We start from the raw sequence: 16,513 nt of genomic DNA, 5'->3' as shown, positions 1-16,513 counted from the left end.
AAAAGCAAGGAATAACATGTCGACTTACCCGTTGCTCTCTCTCGCAATCTGGATTCCGATCTTCGCCGGCCTGCTGGTGCTGACCACAGGCGGCGACCGGAATGCGCCGCTGGCCCGGATGCTCTCCCTGGTCGGTGCGGTGACCGCTTTCCTGATCACCATTCCGCTATGGACCGGTTTCGATGTCGCCAATGGTGGCATGCAGTTCGTTGAGCTGAGCAGCTGGATTCCGCGTTTCAACATCAATTACCACCTCGGTGTGGACGGCATCTCGATGCTGTTTGTTGTGCTCAACGCCTTCATTACCATCATCGTCGTCGCCGCCGGCTGGGAAGTGATTCAGACCAAGGTTGCCCAGTACAACGCCGCCTTCCTGATCATGTCGGGTCTCATGAACGGCATTTTCACCTCGCTCGACGGCGTGCTGTTCTATGTCTTCTTCGAAGCCTCGCTGATCCCGCTGTACCTGATCATCGGCGTCTGGGGCGGCCCGAAGCGCGTTTATGCCGCCTTCAAGTTCTTCCTCTACACCCTGTTCGGCTCGCTGCTGTTCCTGATCGCGCTGATGTACCTGTTCATCCAGTCCGGTGGCAGCTTCTCGATTCTTGAATGGCACAAGCTGCCGATCGCGCTCGGTGCGCAGGTCTGGCTGTTCCTGGCATTCCTCGTCGCCTTCGCTGTCAAAGTGCCGATGTGGCCGGTACATACTTGGTTGCCGGATGCCCACGTTGAAGCGCCGACCGGTGGTTCCATCGTGCTGGCCGCCATCGCCCTGAAGCTCGGTGCTTACGGTTTCCTGCGGTTCTCGCTGCCGATCCTGCCTGATGCCTCGCATGAGTTGTCCGGTCTGGTTCTCGCCCTGTCGCTGATTGCTGTCGTTTATATCGGTTTTGTCGCCCTGGTTCAGGAAGACATGAAGAAACTGGTGGCTTATTCGTCGATTGCCCACATGGGTTTCGTCACTCTCGGCTTCTTCATGTTCAGCCCGATGGGTATCGAAGGCGCCCTGGTCCAGATGGTTTCCCACGGTTTTGTCTCTGGCGCCATGTTCTTCTGTATCGGTGTCATGTATGACCGCGTGCATAGCCGCCAGATCGCCGATTACGGCGGCGTGGTTAACAAGATGCCGAAGTTCGCTGCCCTGTTCATGCTGTTCACCATGGCCAATGCCGGTCTGCCGGCTACCTCCGGCTTCGTTGGCGAGTTCATGGTCATCCTCGGCGCCGTCAAGTTCAACTTCTGGGTCGCCTTTGCCGCCGCCAGTTCGATGGTCATCGGTGCCGCCTACTCGCTGTGGATGTACAAGCGCGTCATCTTCGGCGATGTGGCCAATCACCACGTCGAAGAACTGCTCGATATCAACAAGCGCGAGTTTGCCATCCTCGGCATCCTGGCCATTGCCACCCTGTGGATGGGTCTCTACCCGCAGCCTTTCACGGAAGTCATGCACGCCTCGGTCAATGACCTGTTGCGTCATGTCGCCATCAGCAAGATTCAATAAACGGTAGCCGACATGTTCGACAATTTCGTTGTCCCCAATCTCCTGCCCGCCGCACCGGAAATCTTCCTGACGGTGATGGCCCTTGCCATCCTGATGATCGACCTGCTGGTCAAGGATAGCCGCCGCACGCTGACCTTCGTGCTGACCCAGCTCACCCTCATCGGCTGTGCTGCCATTCAGTTCGCCACAAGTACAGGCGAAATTACCTACACGTTCAGCAACATGTTCGTCGACGACCTGATGTCCGACCTGCTCAAGCTGTTCCTGTACATGACCCTGGTCATCGTCATGTTCTACTCGCGGGGCTACATCATCGACCGCGAAGCGATGAACAAGGGTGAATACTACGTGCTGGCGCTGTTTGCCACGCTCGGCATGATGGTCATGATCTCGGCCAATCACTTCCTGACCATCTATATCGGTCTCGAACTGCTCTCCCTGTCGCTCTATGCCATGGTCGCCATGAACCGCGACTCGGTCGTGTCGACTGAAGCAGCGATGAAATACTTCGTCCTCGGCGCGCTCGCCTCCGGCCTGCTGCTCTACGGCATGTCGATGATCTACGGCGCCACCGGAACCCTCGAAATTACCGGTATCGCCGAGCGTCTGTATGGCGGCGGCGTGAATAAGAGCGTGCTGGTCTTCGGCCTCGTCTTCCTCGTTGCCGGTCTCGCCTTCAAGCTCGGCGTCGTCCCCTTCCACATGTGGATTCCCGACGTCTATCACGGTGCTCCGACCTCGGTCACCCTGCTCATCGGTTCTGCCCCGAAGCTGGCCGCCTTCGCCATCGTCATGCGTCTGCTGGTCAATGGACTGATCACTATGGCCGCCGACTGGCAAGCCATGCTGGTCATCCTGTCGGTCCTCTCGATGGCTATCGGTAACCTCGCCGCCATTGCCCAGACCAACCTCAAGCGCATGCTGGCCTACTCTGCCATCTCGCACATGGGCTTCATGCTGCTCGGTATTGTTACCGGCGTCGTCAGCGGTGATGCCCGCTACGCGCTCAACGCCTACAGCTCGGCCATGTTCTATGTCATCGCCTACGTACTGATGAGTGCCGGCACCTTCGGCATGATCCTGCTGATGTCGCGCGCCGGCTTCGAAGCCGAGGAAATCGACGACTTCAAGGGACTCAACAAGCGCAGCCCGTGGTTTGCCGGCATCATGCTCATGCTCATGTTCTCGATGGCTGGTGTGCCGTTCTTCATCGGCTTCTTCGCCAAGTTCTCGGTTCTCCAGGCTGTTGTTGCCGCCGACTACATGTGGCTGGCCATCGTCGCCGTCCTCTTCTCGCTGATCGGTGCCTTCTACTATCTGCGCGTGGTCAAAGTCATGTACTTCGATGCACCGGCTGACGACACCCCGCTGAATGCTCCGCTCGACATGCGCATCCTGATTTCCGCCAACGGTCTGGCCGTCGCCTTCCTCGGCATCTTCCCGCAAGTCATCATGTCGCTGTGCGCCTACGCGCTGCTCCGCTCGCTCTGATGCCAAGCTGAAGTGTTTCCATAAAACGCCCCGCCTGTCGGGGCGTTTGCTTTTGTGGAGTTGCAAATGTCACACGATGTTCACCTGATCGAATCCGAAATCTCGAGTGAGACCATCTTCAACGGGGCACTCCTCAATGTACGCAAGGACGCCGTTCGCCTCCCCAACGGCCATGAATCGATCCGCGAATACATTGTCCATCCGGGTGCCGTCGCCATCCTGGCGTTTCTGCCCAACGGCAACCTGCTCTTCGAACGCCAGTTCCGCTACCCCCTGCGCCGGGTATTCCTCGAACTGCCGGCCGGCAAGATCGACCCCGGCGAAGCCATCGTCGATACCGCACGGCGCGAACTCAAGGAAGAAACCGGCTACATCGCCAGCGACTGGGAACATCTCGGCGTCATGCACCCATGCATCGGCTACTCCGACGAACGTATCGAAATCTTCGCCGCGCGTGGCCTGCATCTGGCCGGGGAAAAGCAACTCGATCACAACGAGTTTCTTGATGTCGTCGAACTCTCGCCCGAGGATGCCAAGCAGGCGGTGTGGGATGGGCGGATTACCGATGCCAAGACGATTACTTCGTTGTTTTGGCTCGACAAACCGTGACGGGCTTACTTACGTAAATGACAGGTTGGTGCCCAATCCCGCCATTCGCGACCTTACCTATTCGGCCAGAAGTAGCCTGTTGCAAATTGGCCCATAGGCAGTCGCTCAGAATGCCATAGGGATTACGGCCGGGCGTGTCCGGAATTTTGTGTAAACGGGGTTTGAGTTAAACGTTATTCATCCGGTCTTCGAACTGGATAGTAAATCGGGTCAGTGCTGCTTTCCAATCGCGAATGGGCATGGTCCATTTCTGGCTGATGTTGCGGAGTGCCAGATAGAAGAGTTTCATCAGCGCCTCATCGCTCGGAAAGGAGCCCCGGTTCTTGGTGATTTTTCGCAGGCTCATGTTCACTGATTCAATCGCGTTGGTGGTGTAGATGACTTTCCGGATCTCCGGCGGGTAGTCAAAGAACGGCGTTATGCGCGGCCAGTTCCGGCGCCAGGACTGGCTGATGGGCAGGTAGGCATCGTCCCATTTGCCCTCAAACTCTCCGAGCATCTGTTCTGCTTCGTCGGCGGTGGCACAGCTGTATATCCGTTTGAGGTCAGCAGCAACATCTTTACGCATCTTCCAGGAAACGTAGTTCAGGCTGTGCCGGACCATATGGACGATGCACAGTTGAACGGCTGCATGGGGATAGACGGCCTCGATGGCTTCCGGAAAGCCCTTCAACCCATCGACGCAGGCAATGAAGATATCCTGGACGCCACGATTCTTGAGTTCGGTGACCACCTGCAGCCAGAACTTGGCGCCTTCCGTCTGGGCGATCCACAGACCGAGAACTTCCTTCTCGCCCGCCATGTTGAGTCCGATGGCCAGATACACGGCTTTGACGCGCACACTGCCATCCCTGACTTTGACGTGAATGCAGTCCAGATAGACGATCGGGTACAGCGCATCCAGTGGTCGTGATTGCCAGGCCTTAGCCTCTTCAATGACCGCATCGGTGACTGACGAAATCAGGGTGGGCGACACCTCCGTGCCGTACATCTCTTCCAGATGCGACTGGATTTCACGGACCGTCATGCCACGGGCGTATAGCGACAGAATCTTGTCGTCAAAGCCTGTCCAGCGGGTCTGGTACTTTGGGATTAGCTGCGGCTCGAAAGTGCCGTGGCGGTCGCGGGGAACCTCTATCGGCAATGCCCCGAACTCCCCTTTCAGCGTCTTCTTACTCTTGCCATTACGGGTATTGCCGGCGGTGTTCTCCACCGGCTCATTCTTGCCGTGGCCGAGATGATCAGCCATCTCAACTTCCAGCGCCTTCTCAACCAGCAGCTTGGTGAGTTGCTTGAGCAACCCATTCTCACCAATCAGGTCTTCCGGCTTCCGGTAATCAGCCAACAGGCTATCCAGCAACTCTTTGGGTACTGCTTTCTTTCCTACGGTCATCATCGCTCCTGGCAGTGTGGCAGTTTCCTGCCGGGTGACCGTTTACACAAAAATTCTTACACGCTCAACCCTGCAACAATTTGAGATTGCCAATAGCATTTGGCTGTGGCTTTCGGGTGACCCGACCACCGGCTACTCATGGCCGGGTAGCGAAAGTGGGGCATCGAATTGCCCACCGAAAAGCGGCCACTGAACTCGATTTCCGAGTGCGCCACCAGCAGAAATTGAAACGTAACCCTGACCGGCAGGTTGTGGCCGTTGCCGCCCGATGACGATCACGTTTTTACAAGGCCACTTCTGCGCAATTGAGGTTTGAATATACGTGCGGGAACTTTGGTCCCAAACAAAAACGCCCCGGATAAACCGGGGCGTTTTGCTTATGTCAGTTAGCGATCAGCCGCAGGTGCCTACCGCACCACACGCCGTGCAGAAGTCGCAGCCGTCCTTGCGGATCATCGTGTGGTTGCCGCACTCGCCACAGAGCTTGCCTTGCGTCGGCAGGACCTTGTTGCTGGTCGAGTCTTCCGGCGCTTCGAGGATGCCCATCTGCTGGAGCGGGAAGCCGCTTTCGTCGAGGATGCCGAGCATGGCGTAGCGGTGGATGATGAGGTTGGCAATGTAGGCCACCGTCGAGGGGTAGGTCTGCTGCTTGCGCGAACCCGGCACGAAGGCCATGAAGTCGCCGAGCGGCTCGGAGTAGTCGATCAGCTTGCGCAGCTTCATGCCGATCCAGGCCGGGTCGAGGACACGCATGTCGAGGGAGAGCAGCTTGGAGAGGCCGTCGAGGGCGCGCGGGTAGTTGCCCGAGAGCCACATCGAGTAGGGGCGGGTGACACCGTCGGGCAGGGTGATTTCCTTGAGGCCGAGGACGAAGTCTTCACCGGTTGACGGGTTGTTGACGTCGACCGTCCAGGACAGCGTGCCGTCGGTGCCGGTCTTCGGCTCCTTGGCGCTGAACAGGGCATCCTTGACCGGCGTTGGGCCTTCGTTCTTGAAGGCGCCGAGCTGTTCGCAACGCCAGCGGATCACCTGAGCCATGGCCGAGACGACGGACGGCACGCGCTTGCGCTCGCCGTGCGGCGGCATGGGCATTTCGAAGGCATCGCCCGGCGTCTTGGCCAGGGCTTCCAGCTTCATTTCCAGCCAGCCGTGGTCCTTGGCGCGCATGTCCATCGACAGGGTCTTGGCAACAGCACCGAGACCGCGCGGTTCAGCCGGGCCATTGGCCCAGACTTCGAACGGCCAGGCCTTGCCTTCCGGTTCAACGTGGCCGACGAACAGGGCGAACTTGCCGATCGGCGAGTCGAGCATGTAAGTCCAGCACAGGTTGCCTTCCGGCAGGTTGGGGCGACCCGGCCAGCGCAGGCTGGCCAGCACCGGGGCCGGCAGGTTCTTGATCGACAGGCGGCGGTTGGCATCGGAGACGAAGTCCTGCGGTGCCTTGGCATCGGCTTCGGCCTTGGCCGGCTCGCTGCCGGTAACGGAGAGCACGGAGCCAAGCACGCTGTTCGGGCGATAGGTGGCCAGACCCTTGAGGCCGGATTTCCAGGCGCTCATGTAGAGATCCTGGAAGTCTTCGTACGGGTAGTCGGCGGGGACGTTGACCGTCTTGGAGATGGAGGTGTCGATGAACGGTGCGACGGCAGCTACCATGTCGCTATGGGCCTGGGCAGAGATTTCCAGCGCCGTGACGAAGTACTCGGGCAGCTTGCTGACGTCGCCGCCGTGGTGCTTGTAGAGGCGCCAGGCATAGTCTTCGACCGAGTATTCCTTGATCGTGCCATCCTGCATGCGCTTCTTGCGGCTGTAGGTCCACGAGAACGGCGGCTCAATGCCGTTCGAGGCATTGTCGGCGAAGGCCAGCGAGATGGTGCCGGTCGGGGCAATCGACAGGAGGTGTGAGTTGCGCAGGCCGTGCTTGCGAATCTCGGCCTTGACGTCACCCGGCAGGCGCGAAGCGAAGTTGCCGCCGGAGAGGTACAGCTCGGCATTGAAGAGCGGGAAGGCGCCGCGTTCCTTGGCCATTTCGACCGAGTACATATAGGCCGTGTCGCGCATGAATTCGCTGATACGGGCGGCCATGGCGCGGGCTTCGGGCTTGTCGTAGCGCAGGCGGAGCATGGCCAGGGCATCGCCAAGGCCGGTGTAGCCGAGGCCAACGCGGCGCTTGTTGGCGGCTTCCTGCTGCTGGCGCTCAAGCGGCCAGTGGGTAGCGTCAAGGACATTGTCGAGCATGCGCGTCGAGATGCGGATGACTTCGGCAAAGGTGTCGAAATCGAATTCGGCCTGCTCGGAGAAGGCGTCCTTGATGTACAGGGTCAGGTTGATCGAACCCAGGCAGCAGCAGCCATACGGCGGCAACGGCTGTTCGGCGCAGGGGTTGGTCGCCTCGATCACTTCGCAGTAATTGAGGTTGTTGTCCTTGTTCATGCGGTCAAGGAAGAGGATGCCCGGCTCGGCATGGTCGTAGGTCGATTTCATGACCTGGTCCCACAGCTCGCGGGCGCGCAGCTTGCGGTATACCCACATGCCGTCTTCGCGCTGGTAGGCACCGGCAGCCCGCATGTCGGCATTCGGCTCGGCGCGGTGCAGCAGTTCGACGTCGCCATCGGCATCGACGGCTTCCATGAAGGGGTCGGTGACGCCAATCGAGATGTTGAAATTGGTCAGGTCGCCCTTGTCCTTGGCGTGGATGAAGACTTCGATGTCCGGATGGTCACAGCGCAGCACGCCCATCTGGGCGCCCCGGCGGGCACCGGCTGATTCGACGGTTTCGCAGGAGCGGTCGAAAACACGCATGTAGGAAACCGGTCCGGAAGCACGCGACTGGGTACCCTTGACGCGGGCACCTTGCGGACGAATGCTCGAGAAGTCATAACCGACACCGCCGCCACGGCGCATCGTTTCAGCCGCTTGGGCCAGTGCGGTGTAGATGCCGGGACGGCCATCGGTGTTTTCAACGATGGAGTCGCCGACCGGCTGTACGAAGCAGTTGATCAGCGTGGCCTGGAGGTCGGTACCGGCGGCGGAGTTGATGCGGCCGGCGGGAATGAAGCCGTTTTCCTGGGCCCACAGGAACTTGGCTTCCCACTGGGCACGGTCGGCTTCCTGTTCAACCTGGGCGAGGGCGTAGGCGACGCGACGGCGCACGTCATGGACGTTGGTTTCCTTGCCCTTGGCGTACTTTTCGATGAGCACTTCGGCAGAGATTTCCTGCTCCGGCAGCGGGGCGAATTGCGGTGCTTCTGGAATGTCTGTCAGCGACAGCTGTTCAGCGATTTTGCTCATCAAAGGCTCCTCTACAAAATTCGGTTTGTTCTGGGTTATTAATTTTCGAATGTTGCAAAGCTACTAGATATAGTGTCCGAAGGCAATATCTTGACTAGATACGGTGTTTATGGGCCGGCCTGGCCTGCTCCCGTTGTATTCTAAAAAAGCCAAAAAAAACAAAGCCCCGGTGCTTTTCAGTCACCGGGGCCGGGGTGAAAAATATTTTTTCAGAGGGCGAGAAGCGTCTGCGCGTGGTGCGCCATCATCCATTCTTCGTTGGTTGGGATGACGAGTACGTCCACGCTGCTATTGCCAGCGCTGATGACGATTTCGTGGCGTGCATTGGCTTCCGGATTGAGCTGGATACCAAGCCAGCTGGAGAGCAGGCAGACGCGGCGACGAATTTCGGCGGCGTGTTCGCCGATGCCGCCGGTGAACACCAGGGCATCGATGCCGCCCGAGGCGGCGACGAGGGAGCCGAGTTCGCGGGCGATGCGGTAGCAGAACAGGTCGACTGCTTCCTGGGCCTCCGGCTTGTCGCTGGCGAGCAGAGTGCGCATGTCCTGGCTGATGCCGGAGACGCCGAGCAGGCCGGATTCCTTGTAGAGCATGGTGGTCATGTCCTTGACCGAGAGCTTCTTGGTCTCCATCAGGTGGAGGATGACGCCCGGATCGAGGTTGCCGCAGCGGGTGCCCATGAGCAGCCCGTCGATGGTCGAGAAGCCGAGCGTCGTGGCGACGCACTTGCGGTTGATCATGGCGGCCATGCTGGCGCCGTTGCCGAGGTGGGCGACGACGACCCGGCCGCTGGCGCGATGCGAGTGCTCGGGCAGGGCGCGGGCGATGAATTCATAGGACAGGCCATGGAAACCGTAGCGCTTGATGCCTTCGGCCGAGAGGGCGCGGGGCAGGCCGAAGGTCTGGGCGACGTCGGGCTGGCTGCGGTGAAATGCCGTGTCGAAGCAGGCGATTTGCGGCACGCCGGGGAGCAGGGCTTGCAGGGCGCGGATGCCGGCGACGTTGTGCGGTTCATGCAGCGGGGCAAGGGGAATGAAGCTGGTCAGATGGCCAAGGACGATTTCATCGACGATGGTCGGTTGCGAGTAACGCTCGCCACCATGCACGACGCGGTGGCCGACGGCGACAATTTCCCAGCCGGCGTGGGTGGCCATGAACCATTTGAGCAGGGCGTCGAAGGCGACGTCGTGGCTGACCTTGTCACCGGCAATGGCCTGGTCGGCAATCTTTTTGCCGTCCCGGTCCTTGGCCACCATCTTGGTGGCGCTGGTGCCGATGCCGTCGATCTGGCCTGATACTTCCGCATCCGGAGAAATTGGACGGGCGAGCGGGAAAAGGGCGAATTTGATGGAAGACGATCCAGCATTGATCGTCAGGATGCCTTGTTTCATGTCAGACGGTTCCAAGTTTGCGGTTGTGGTGGGCGATCAGTGCGGCAATGACGCACGAGGCGGTACGGGTTTCCGCCGAGTCGGCGCGGCTGGTCAGCACAATCGGCACCTTGGTGCCGAGCACGATGCCGGCGGTCAGGGCGTTGGCCAGATATTCGAGTTGCTTGGCGATCATGTTGCCGGATTCGAGGTCGGGCACGACGAGGATTTCGGCGTGGCCGGCGACGGCCGACTTGATGCCCTTGGTCTTGGCGGCGATCAGCGAGACGGCGTTGTCGAAGGCGAGCGGGCCGTCGAGGATGCCGTCCTTGATCTGCCCCCGGTCGGCCATCTTGCACAGGGCAGCGGCATCGAGGGTGGACTGGATTTTCGGATTGACCGTTTCGACTGCCGAGAGAATGGCCACCTTGGGCTCGGGGATACCGATGATGTGGGCCAGCTCGATGGCGTTGCGGATGATGTCGGCCTTGTCTTCGAGCGTCGGCGCGATGTTGATGGCGGCGTCGGTGATGAGCAGCGGACGGTGATAGGTTGGCACGTCCATCAGGAAGACGTGGCTGATCCGGCGCGAGGTGCGCAGGCCGTTGGCGCGGGCGACGACTTCGCCCATCAGTTCGTCGGTGTGCAGGCTGCCCTTCATCAGCGCCTCGGCATCGCCGGTGCGCACCAGCGACACGGCCAGTGCTGCCGAATCGTGGCTGTGCGCGGCATGGACGATGCGGATACCGGAGAGGTCGATGCCGAACTCTTCGGCGACAGCGCGGATCTTGTTCTCCGGGCCGACCAGGATGGGTTCGATGATGCCGGCCTGGAAGGCCTGGACCGGTCCTTTCAGGGATTCGTAGTCGCAGGGATGAGCGACGGCCGTGGGGATAGGCTCCAGCCCCTTGACGCGTTCGAGCAGGTGAATGTAACGCTCGTGCTTGTCATCGATGCGGATCGACGGCATGTGCACTTCATGCAGGCGCGACACCTTTTCCGTCGGGGCCAGCACTTCGGCCGTGCCGCGAACGACCTGCAGGCCTTCCTGGTTGGTGCACACGCAGTCGAAGGTGACATGCTTGTTGTGATCGAACTTCTGCTTGGCGGTGACGGTGATGGTGATGGTGTCGCCGATCGTGACCGGGCGGGAGAAATGTAGCGCCTGGTCAATCAGGATGGTGCCCGGGCCGGGGAACTGGGTGCCCAGTACGGTCGAGATCAGCGAGCCGCTCCACATGCCGTGGGCGATCACTTCGCGGAAGAGGCCGCTTTCGGAATAACCGGGGTCGACTACCGAAGGGTTGATATCGCCGGTCAGGATGGCAAACAGTTTCACATCCTCCGGCATCAGGGTCCGGGTCAGGCTGGACGAGTCGCCGACGCGGATTTCGTCGTAGGTCTTGTTGACCAGAAAACGCTGCTCGCTGTTTTCATGCATGGCAATGCTCCATAAAAAACCCGGACTCCAGGCTCTTGACAGTATAGGGTGCTGCGCTGCAGCAAACAATGTCATCCGTTTTGCGCAAGGCGTTGGTTCTCATTGGGGTCGGGGTTGGGTACGGCGCTCGGGGGCGGCACTGGCGGGTGGAATGTCGATTTCCAGTTCGGGGCGCAGTTGCGATAACTGGTCAACCACCCATTGGTTGGCATCGCCGGTGAATTCCCGTGAAACCAAGGTGGCGCCGGTAAAGGCTTCGACAAAGAGGGCGACGGCAGCGGAGCGACTAACGCCATATTCGCAGTGGACGAGCATTGTCACGTCGGCTGGCGCATGGTGCAGATCCTGTACGAAAGTGGCGATCTGGCGGGCCATCGGATAGTCGAAAAGGCCCGGTATCGGTGCTGGCAGGTAGTCGTCGGCCGGCACGGCATCGTAGAAAGCGAGGCGCAGGACATGTTCGAAATGGGCGTGGAGATTGGCTTCCGGAGAGCCCGGGTCGGTAATCGAAATGACGGCGATGGACGGCTTGCCAATCAGCGATTCGGCCAGTTCACGCGAGGCGAAATACACTTTGCTGATGGTCATTCCATGAAAACCGGATCGGAAAAGACGAGGGTGCCATCCTTGCGCATCATCAGGTTGTCGGCCTTGATGAGGTCGGGCAGGGCGCCATATTCGGTGGAAAAGTCTTCGACCGCCTTGAGCGACTCCTTGAGCGCATCGGTCCACCCCATCGGGGTGACGACGAGATGGTGCAAGGCAATGCGTCCCATGTCCTGGGCCAGGTTGCGCCACATCATGCAGGCGTCGAAATACGAGGTCGAGAGCTTGGTGGCCACTTCTGCGGCATCGCCACTGCCGGGCAGCGGGTAGAGTCGTTCAACCTCGACAATGTGGAAGGGAAAGCCACGGCTGGAGCGGCCGAAAGTCCCATGATCGGTATAGACGATGGGAAAGTGTGGTCCGGTCGGTCGGTCGTCAGCCGTGTAATAGGCATAGTCGGTCGGTGAGGAAAGCACCTTGAAGACGCGCTCCTGGCCGTCGACGGTGTCGGCTTCAAGGACGATGGTGCTTTCGCCGCGACCGATTTCCTGGCGGCCGCGCAACAGCGGATGATCCGGCACGGGATCGGGGAGTAATCCGTCAATGTCTGGCATCGAGTTCTCCGAAATCGTTTCAAACTGGCGGGAGTTAACGCAGCACTTTGCGTTCCCCCGCCAGTTTCCAGCATTTCCTCAGGCGACGATATGGGCGCCTGCGTCGACATAGATCGTCTGCCCGGTCATGCCGGATGAACCCGGCGTGCACAGGAAGGCGGTGAGGGCACCCACTTCGTCGATGGTCACGGTGCGGCCGAGCGGTGCCTTGACGGCGTCGGCTTCAAGCAACTGGTTGAAGTTGGCGATCCCGGATGCGGCGCGGGTCATGATCGGGCCGGGCGACACAGCGAAGACGCGGATGCCTTTGGGGCCAAGGTCGTAAGCCATGTAGCGGACGGCCGATTCAAGTGCCGCCTTGATGATGCCCATGACGCCATAGTTGCGCACGACGCGCTCGGCACCGAGGTAGGACATGGTGATCAGCGAACCGCCATGGGCCATCAGGGGTTCAACCGCCTTGGCCATGCGCAGGAAGCTGTGGCAGGAGATGTTCATGGCCGAGTCGAATCCGGCTTCGGTGGTGTCGATGACCCGGCCATGCAGGTCGTCGCCATTGCAGAAGGCCATCGAGTGAATGGCGAAGTCGAGTTCGCCGAACTCTTCACCGCATTGCGCGATGGCACTTTCCAGGCTGCCTTCCTCGGTGACATCGAGTTTGAGGAAGAGCTTGGCACCGAGTGCCTCGGCCAGTGGCTGCGTGTATTTGGCCGTTTTTTCGTTCTGATAGGTCAGGGCAATTTCACCGCCCAGTTCACGAATGGCCTTGGCGACGGCGAAGGCGATGGACTTGTCGTTGGCGACGCCGGTAATCAATCCCTTTTTGCCAGCCAGCGGCAAATGGGCATGCGTGTGAACGAGGGGGGATTGTTCATTTATTGTGTTCATGCTGTTCTTCCTTTCAGGGGTGATCAAGGAGTATTGCGTTGCACCATTCGTAATTGAATTACTCCAATTGACGGTGCTTTGTGTATGTTGCGACGCAGCACCATTGTTACATATTCAGGCTTTTGCAATGTGACAAATGGCCTTTGGTTGACCTTGCTCAACTAACTGCAACATTCGGGTGCTAGCCTCTTCATGTCATAGGCAATTTTGGAGATTGTCGTGGGATTCAATGAACTGCATGCCGAAGCGATCGCTGGGGTGGTTGACCGGGTGATCAATCGATATCGACGCGATCCGACCTGCATGCTGCAGATCCTGCGCGAAGTCCAGGAGGCCTGCGATTGGGTGCCGCCAGAGGCAATCGACCGCATGCAGGCCGTGCTCGGTGTGCCCCGCACCAAGATTGAAGGCGTCGCCGGGTTTTATTCCTTTATCTACACCGAACCGCGTGGCCAATACCGGGTGTTGTTTTCTGACAACATTACCGACCGCATGCAGGGTAACCGGGCGATGATGGAGCGTCTGTGCAACAACCTCTGGGTCGAGCGCGGCAAGGTTTCGGAAGATGGCCTGGTCAGCGTCGGCAAGACGGCGTGCACGGGGATGTCCGACCAGGGGCCGGGCATGCTGGTGAATAACTATGCCATTGCCGGGCTGAACGAAGGGCGCATCGACGAAATCGCCGAACTGATCCGCAACAAGGTGCCGCTGGGCGAGTGGCCGCCAGCCTATTTCAAGATAGAAGACAACATCCGGCGGGCCGATATTCTGCTTCAGGCCGACTTCAAGCCCGGCGAGGCCCTGCTGGCCGCCCGTGCCAGGACGCCGAGTGACGGCCTCAATGCCTCCAACATGCGTTCCTGGCGCGAAGGTTTGCCGAGCGGTATCGGTGGCCCGGCTGCTACGCTCGACGAACTCAAGCGGGCCAATCTGCGCGGTCGCGGCGGGGCCGGCTTTACCACCGCCATGAAATGGGAAGCCTGCCGCAACGCGCCGCTCAAGGCCGGCCTGCAGCGTATTGTTGTGTGCAATGCCGACGAGGGCGAACCGGGCACCTTCAAGGATCGGGTCCTCCTCGCCAAGTGTCCCGATCTGGTTTTCGAGGGAATGACGGTGGCGGCCTACGCAGTGGGGGCGACGCGTGGCTTTGTCTATCTGCGCGGTGAGTACCGCTACCTGCTTGATCACCTCAATGCCGTGCTCGCCCACCGTCGCCGCGAAAACCTGCTGGGCAAGGACATCTGTGGCCTGCCCGGGGCGGATTTCGATATCGAGATTCATGTCGGGGCCGGGGCCTATGTCTGCGGTGAGGAGTCGGCGCTCATCGAGTCGCTCGAAGGCAAGCGCGGCACGCCGCGCAACCGGCCGCCATTTCCTGTCACCAACGGCTATCTCGACCAGCCGACCATCGTCAATAACGTCGAAACCTTCGCCGCAGCTGCGCTGATCGCTCTCAACGGTGGCGATTGGTATGCCGCCATCGGCACCAAGCATTCGGCGGGAACCAAGCTGCTGTCAGTCTCCGGCGATTGCGTCCGGCCGGGTATTTATGAATACCCCTTCGGCGTCAGCATCCGTCAGGTACTTGAGGATTGCGGCGCGACCGATACGCAGGCCGTGCAGGTCAGCGGGCCTTCCGGCATCTGTGTTGCCGAGAACGAGTTCGACCGCATCATCGGTTTCGAGGATATTCCGACAGCGGGGGCCTTTACGATCTTCAACAAGAGCCGCGACATGTTCGAAGTGGCCCGGAACTACGTGCATTTCTTCCAGCACGAAAGCTGCGGCTTCTGTACGCCCTGTCGGGTCGGCACCTCGCTGCTCAAGAACCTCATGGACAAGCTGCATTACGGCAGCGGCTCGCCCTACGACTTTGCCGAAATCGAGAAACTAAACCAGTTGCTGCAATCGATGAGCCACTGCGGCCTTGGTCACACCGCCTGCAATCCGGTGCTCGACACCATCGCCAAGTTCCGACCGGCCTACGAAAAACGCATGATGCAGCAGGATTTCACGCCGGCCTTCGATCTCGACCGCGAACTCTCCTCGGCCCGGCAGATGACCGGGCGCGACGATGCCGGGGCGCATCTGGAAACGGAACACGGAGGTGCAGCATGAGCCATACCTTTACGCTCGATGGCAAGACCATTCCCTTCACCGAGGGGCAGACCATCATTCAGGCGGCCAGCGCAGCCGGCGTCTTCATTCCGCATCTGTGCTATCACCCCGAATTCAAGGCGCACGGCTCGTGCAAGCTGTGTACCGTCAAGGTCAATGGCCGGCAAACGGCATCGTGCACCATGCGTGCCGCAGCCGGCATGGTGGTCGAGAGCGAGACCGAGGAAATTAACGCCGAACGCCGTGCCCTGACCCAGATGCTGTTTGTCGAGGGCAACCACTTCTGCCCATCCTGCGAGAAAAGCGGCAACTGCCAGTTGCAGGCAACGGCCTACCACCTCGGCATGATGTCACCGCACTACGACCACTTCTTCCCGAATCGTGCCGTCGATGCCTCGCACCCCGAGGTGCTGCTTGATTTCAACCGCTGCATTCTCTGCTCGCTCTGCGTGCGGGCCAGCCGCGATGTCGATGGGAAAAATGTCTTCGGATTGTCCGGCCGGGGCATCAAGACCCACCTCATCGTCAATGCCAAGTCCGGCCAGCTGGCCGATACCGACTTCACGCTGGCCGACAAGGCGGCGCAGGTCTGTCCGGTCGGCGTCATCCTCCAGAAGCGTCAGGGATTCGCCGTGCCGATCGGGGCGCGCAAGTACGATAAGGCGCCCATTTCGGAAACCGCCGAGGAGGGCCGCTGAAATGACCGCCACCAAGAAGCTCAAGGTCGCCACTACCTCGCTGGCTGGATGTTTTGGCTGCCACATGTCCTTGCTCGATATCGATGAGCGGTTGTTTGCGCTGCTCGAACACATCGAGTTCGACCGTTCGCCGCTGACCGATATCAAAACCTGTAGTCCGGATTGCGATATCGGCATCATCGAAGGCGGCCTGTGCAATGCCGAGAATGTCCACGTCCTGCGTGAGTTCCGCAAGAACTGCAAAATCCTTATCGCCATGGGTGCTTGCGCCATCAATGGTGGCCTGCCGGCCCAACGCAACCACCTGCCGCTGACGACGATCCTTGAAGAGGTCTATCACACCAGTCCGGGGCTGACCAACGGCATGATTCCCAACGATCCGGAACTGCCACTGCCGCTCAACCAGGTGCATCCGATTCATGAAGTGGTCAAGATCGACTACTTCATTCCCGGTTGCCCGCCTTCGGCGGATGCTATCTGGAAGGTGCTGACCGATCTGCTGGCGGGCAAGGAGCCAACCCTTGGCCACGGCCTCATGCATTACGATTGATTGAGG

13 protein-coding genes are annotated in these 16,513 nt (G+C 59.9%); 6 read left to right on the top strand and 7 right to left on the bottom strand.

What is annotated here, in order from left to right:
- Nucleotides 1-16: 16 nt before the first annotated feature.
- The 3 genes from HYN24_RS11130 to HYN24_RS11120 all read left to right on the top strand — a co-directional run bounded on the left by HYN24_RS11130 (nucleotide 17) and on the right by HYN24_RS11120 (nucleotide 3,601).
- Nucleotides 17-1,501 carry an NADH-quinone oxidoreductase subunit M gene (locus HYN24_RS11130; RefSeq protein ID WP_117609312.1) on the top strand — a complete coding sequence of 495 codons (1,485 nt, stop codon included), beginning with the start codon at nucleotides 17-19 and terminating at the stop codon, nucleotides 1,499-1,501.
- A 12-nt stretch (nucleotides 1,502-1,513) separates the two neighbouring features.
- Nucleotides 1,514-2,992 (top strand): NADH-quinone oxidoreductase subunit NuoN, encoded by a 1,479-nt coding sequence (gene nuoN / locus HYN24_RS11125; RefSeq protein WP_117609311.1) that lies wholly within the window; start codon nucleotides 1,514-1,516, stop codon nucleotides 2,990-2,992.
- Nucleotides 2,993-3,058: 66 nt separating this feature from the next.
- Nucleotides 3,059-3,601, top strand: a complete 543-nt coding sequence (locus tag HYN24_RS11120) for an NUDIX domain-containing protein (protein WP_117609310.1) — start codon at nucleotides 3,059-3,061, stop codon at nucleotides 3,599-3,601.
- 166 nt (nucleotides 3,602-3,767) lie between these two features.
- Here the strand turns inward: HYN24_RS11120 and HYN24_RS11115 are convergent, their stop codons facing one another.
- The 7 genes from HYN24_RS11115 to fabI form a co-directional block, all read right to left on the bottom strand.
- Nucleotides 3,768-4,994, bottom strand: a complete 1,227-nt coding sequence (locus tag HYN24_RS11115) for an IS256 family transposase (RefSeq protein WP_117610335.1) — start codon at nucleotides 4,992-4,994, stop codon at nucleotides 3,768-3,770.
- Nucleotides 4,995-5,387: 393 nt separating this feature from the next.
- Nucleotides 5,388-8,282: an adenosylcobalamin-dependent ribonucleoside-diphosphate reductase gene (locus tag HYN24_RS11110; RefSeq protein ID WP_117609309.1), complete on the bottom strand. Its 2,895-nt coding sequence runs from the start codon at nucleotides 8,280-8,282 to the stop codon at nucleotides 5,388-5,390.
- 209 nt (nucleotides 8,283-8,491) lie between these two features.
- The gene (locus HYN24_RS11105; protein ID WP_117609308.1) at nucleotides 8,492-9,673 is read right to left on the bottom strand and encodes an acetate/propionate family kinase; all 1,182 of its coding nucleotides are present in this window, start codon (nucleotides 9,671-9,673) and stop codon (nucleotides 8,492-8,494) included.
- A gap of 1 nt (nucleotide 9,674) precedes the next feature.
- Nucleotides 9,675-11,093 (bottom strand): bifunctional enoyl-CoA hydratase/phosphate acetyltransferase, encoded by a 1,419-nt coding sequence (locus HYN24_RS11100; RefSeq protein ID WP_117609307.1) that lies wholly within the window; start codon nucleotides 11,091-11,093, stop codon nucleotides 9,675-9,677.
- A gap of 99 nt (nucleotides 11,094-11,192) precedes the next feature.
- A complete protein-coding gene (locus tag HYN24_RS11095; protein ID WP_117609306.1) occupies nucleotides 11,193-11,681 on the bottom strand; it encodes a hypothetical protein in 489 nt (162 codons plus the stop codon).
- Entirely contained in the window at nucleotides 11,678-12,253 is a 576-nt protein-coding gene (locus HYN24_RS11090) for a hypothetical protein (RefSeq protein WP_117609305.1), read from the bottom strand. Before HYN24_RS11090 ends, HYN24_RS11095 begins: the two co-directional genes overlap by 4 nt.
- A gap of 78 nt (nucleotides 12,254-12,331) precedes the next feature.
- Complete coding sequence (gene fabI / locus HYN24_RS11085) at nucleotides 12,332-13,141, bottom strand: enoyl-ACP reductase FabI (RefSeq protein ID WP_117610333.1); 810 nt, start codon at nucleotides 13,139-13,141, stop codon at nucleotides 12,332-12,334.
- A gap of 219 nt (nucleotides 13,142-13,360) precedes the next feature.
- On the opposite strand from fabI, the gene HYN24_RS11080 reads away from it, so the two are divergent.
- The 3 genes from HYN24_RS11080 to HYN24_RS11070 are packed head-to-tail and all read left to right on the top strand — an operon-like array spanning nucleotide 13,361 to nucleotide 16,507.
- Nucleotides 13,361-15,259: an NAD(P)H-dependent oxidoreductase subunit E gene (locus HYN24_RS11080; RefSeq protein WP_117610332.1), complete on the top strand. Its 1,899-nt coding sequence runs from the start codon at nucleotides 13,361-13,363 to the stop codon at nucleotides 15,257-15,259.
- Complete coding sequence (locus tag HYN24_RS11075; protein ID WP_117609304.1) at nucleotides 15,256-15,957, top strand: 2Fe-2S iron-sulfur cluster-binding protein; 702 nt, start codon at nucleotides 15,256-15,258, stop codon at nucleotides 15,955-15,957. Before HYN24_RS11080 ends, HYN24_RS11075 begins: the two co-directional genes overlap by 4 nt.
- 1 nt (nucleotide 15,958) lies before the next feature.
- Complete coding sequence (locus HYN24_RS11070; protein ID WP_117609303.1) at nucleotides 15,959-16,507, top strand: NADP oxidoreductase; 549 nt, start codon at nucleotides 15,959-15,961, stop codon at nucleotides 16,505-16,507.
- Nucleotides 16,508-16,513 lie beyond the last annotated feature (6 nt).

The sequence above is a fragment of the Dechloromonas sp. HYN0024 genome (genome assembly GCF_003441615.1).
Taxonomy (GTDB): domain Bacteria; phylum Pseudomonadota; class Gammaproteobacteria; order Burkholderiales; family Rhodocyclaceae; genus Azonexus.
Note: the sequence above shows the minus strand (reverse complement) of the source record. Positions and strands in the feature narration are given on the sequence as shown.

What these genes read in the sequence shown, in the direction of transcription:
- HYN24_RS11130 (WP_117609312.1), top strand. Translation starts at nt 17, where the DNA reads ATGTCGACTTACCCGTTGCTCTCTCTCGCAATCTGGATTCCGATCTTC.
- nuoN (WP_117609311.1), top strand. Translation starts at nt 1,514, where the DNA reads ATGTTCGACAATTTCGTTGTCCCCAATCTCCTGCCCGCCGCACCGGAA.
- HYN24_RS11120 (WP_117609310.1), top strand. Translation starts at nt 3,059, where the DNA reads ATGTCACACGATGTTCACCTGATCGAATCCGAAATCTCGAGTGAGACC.
- HYN24_RS11115 (WP_117610335.1), bottom strand. Translation starts at nt 4,994, where the DNA reads ATGACCGTAGGAAAGAAAGCAGTACCCAAAGAGTTGCTGGATAGCCTG.
- HYN24_RS11110 (WP_117609309.1), bottom strand. Translation starts at nt 8,282, where the DNA reads ATGAGCAAAATCGCTGAACAGCTGTCGCTGACAGACATTCCAGAAGCA.
- HYN24_RS11105 (WP_117609308.1), bottom strand. Translation starts at nt 9,673, where the DNA reads ATGAAACAAGGCATCCTGACGATCAATGCTGGATCGTCTTCCATCAAA.
- HYN24_RS11100 (WP_117609307.1), bottom strand. Translation starts at nt 11,093, where the DNA reads ATGCATGAAAACAGCGAGCAGCGTTTTCTGGTCAACAAGACCTACGAC.
- HYN24_RS11095 (WP_117609306.1), bottom strand. Translation starts at nt 11,681, where the DNA reads ATGACCATCAGCAAAGTGTATTTCGCCTCGCGTGAACTGGCCGAATCG.
- HYN24_RS11090 (WP_117609305.1), bottom strand. Translation starts at nt 12,253, where the DNA reads ATGCCAGACATTGACGGATTACTCCCCGATCCCGTGCCGGATCATCCG.
- fabI (WP_117610333.1), bottom strand. Translation starts at nt 13,141, where the DNA reads ATGAACACAATAAATGAACAATCCCCCCTCGTTCACACGCATGCCCAT.
- HYN24_RS11075 (WP_117609304.1), top strand. Translation starts at nt 15,256, where the DNA reads ATGAGCCATACCTTTACGCTCGATGGCAAGACCATTCCCTTCACCGAG.
- HYN24_RS11070 (WP_117609303.1), top strand. Translation starts at nt 15,959, where the DNA reads ATGACCGCCACCAAGAAGCTCAAGGTCGCCACTACCTCGCTGGCTGGA.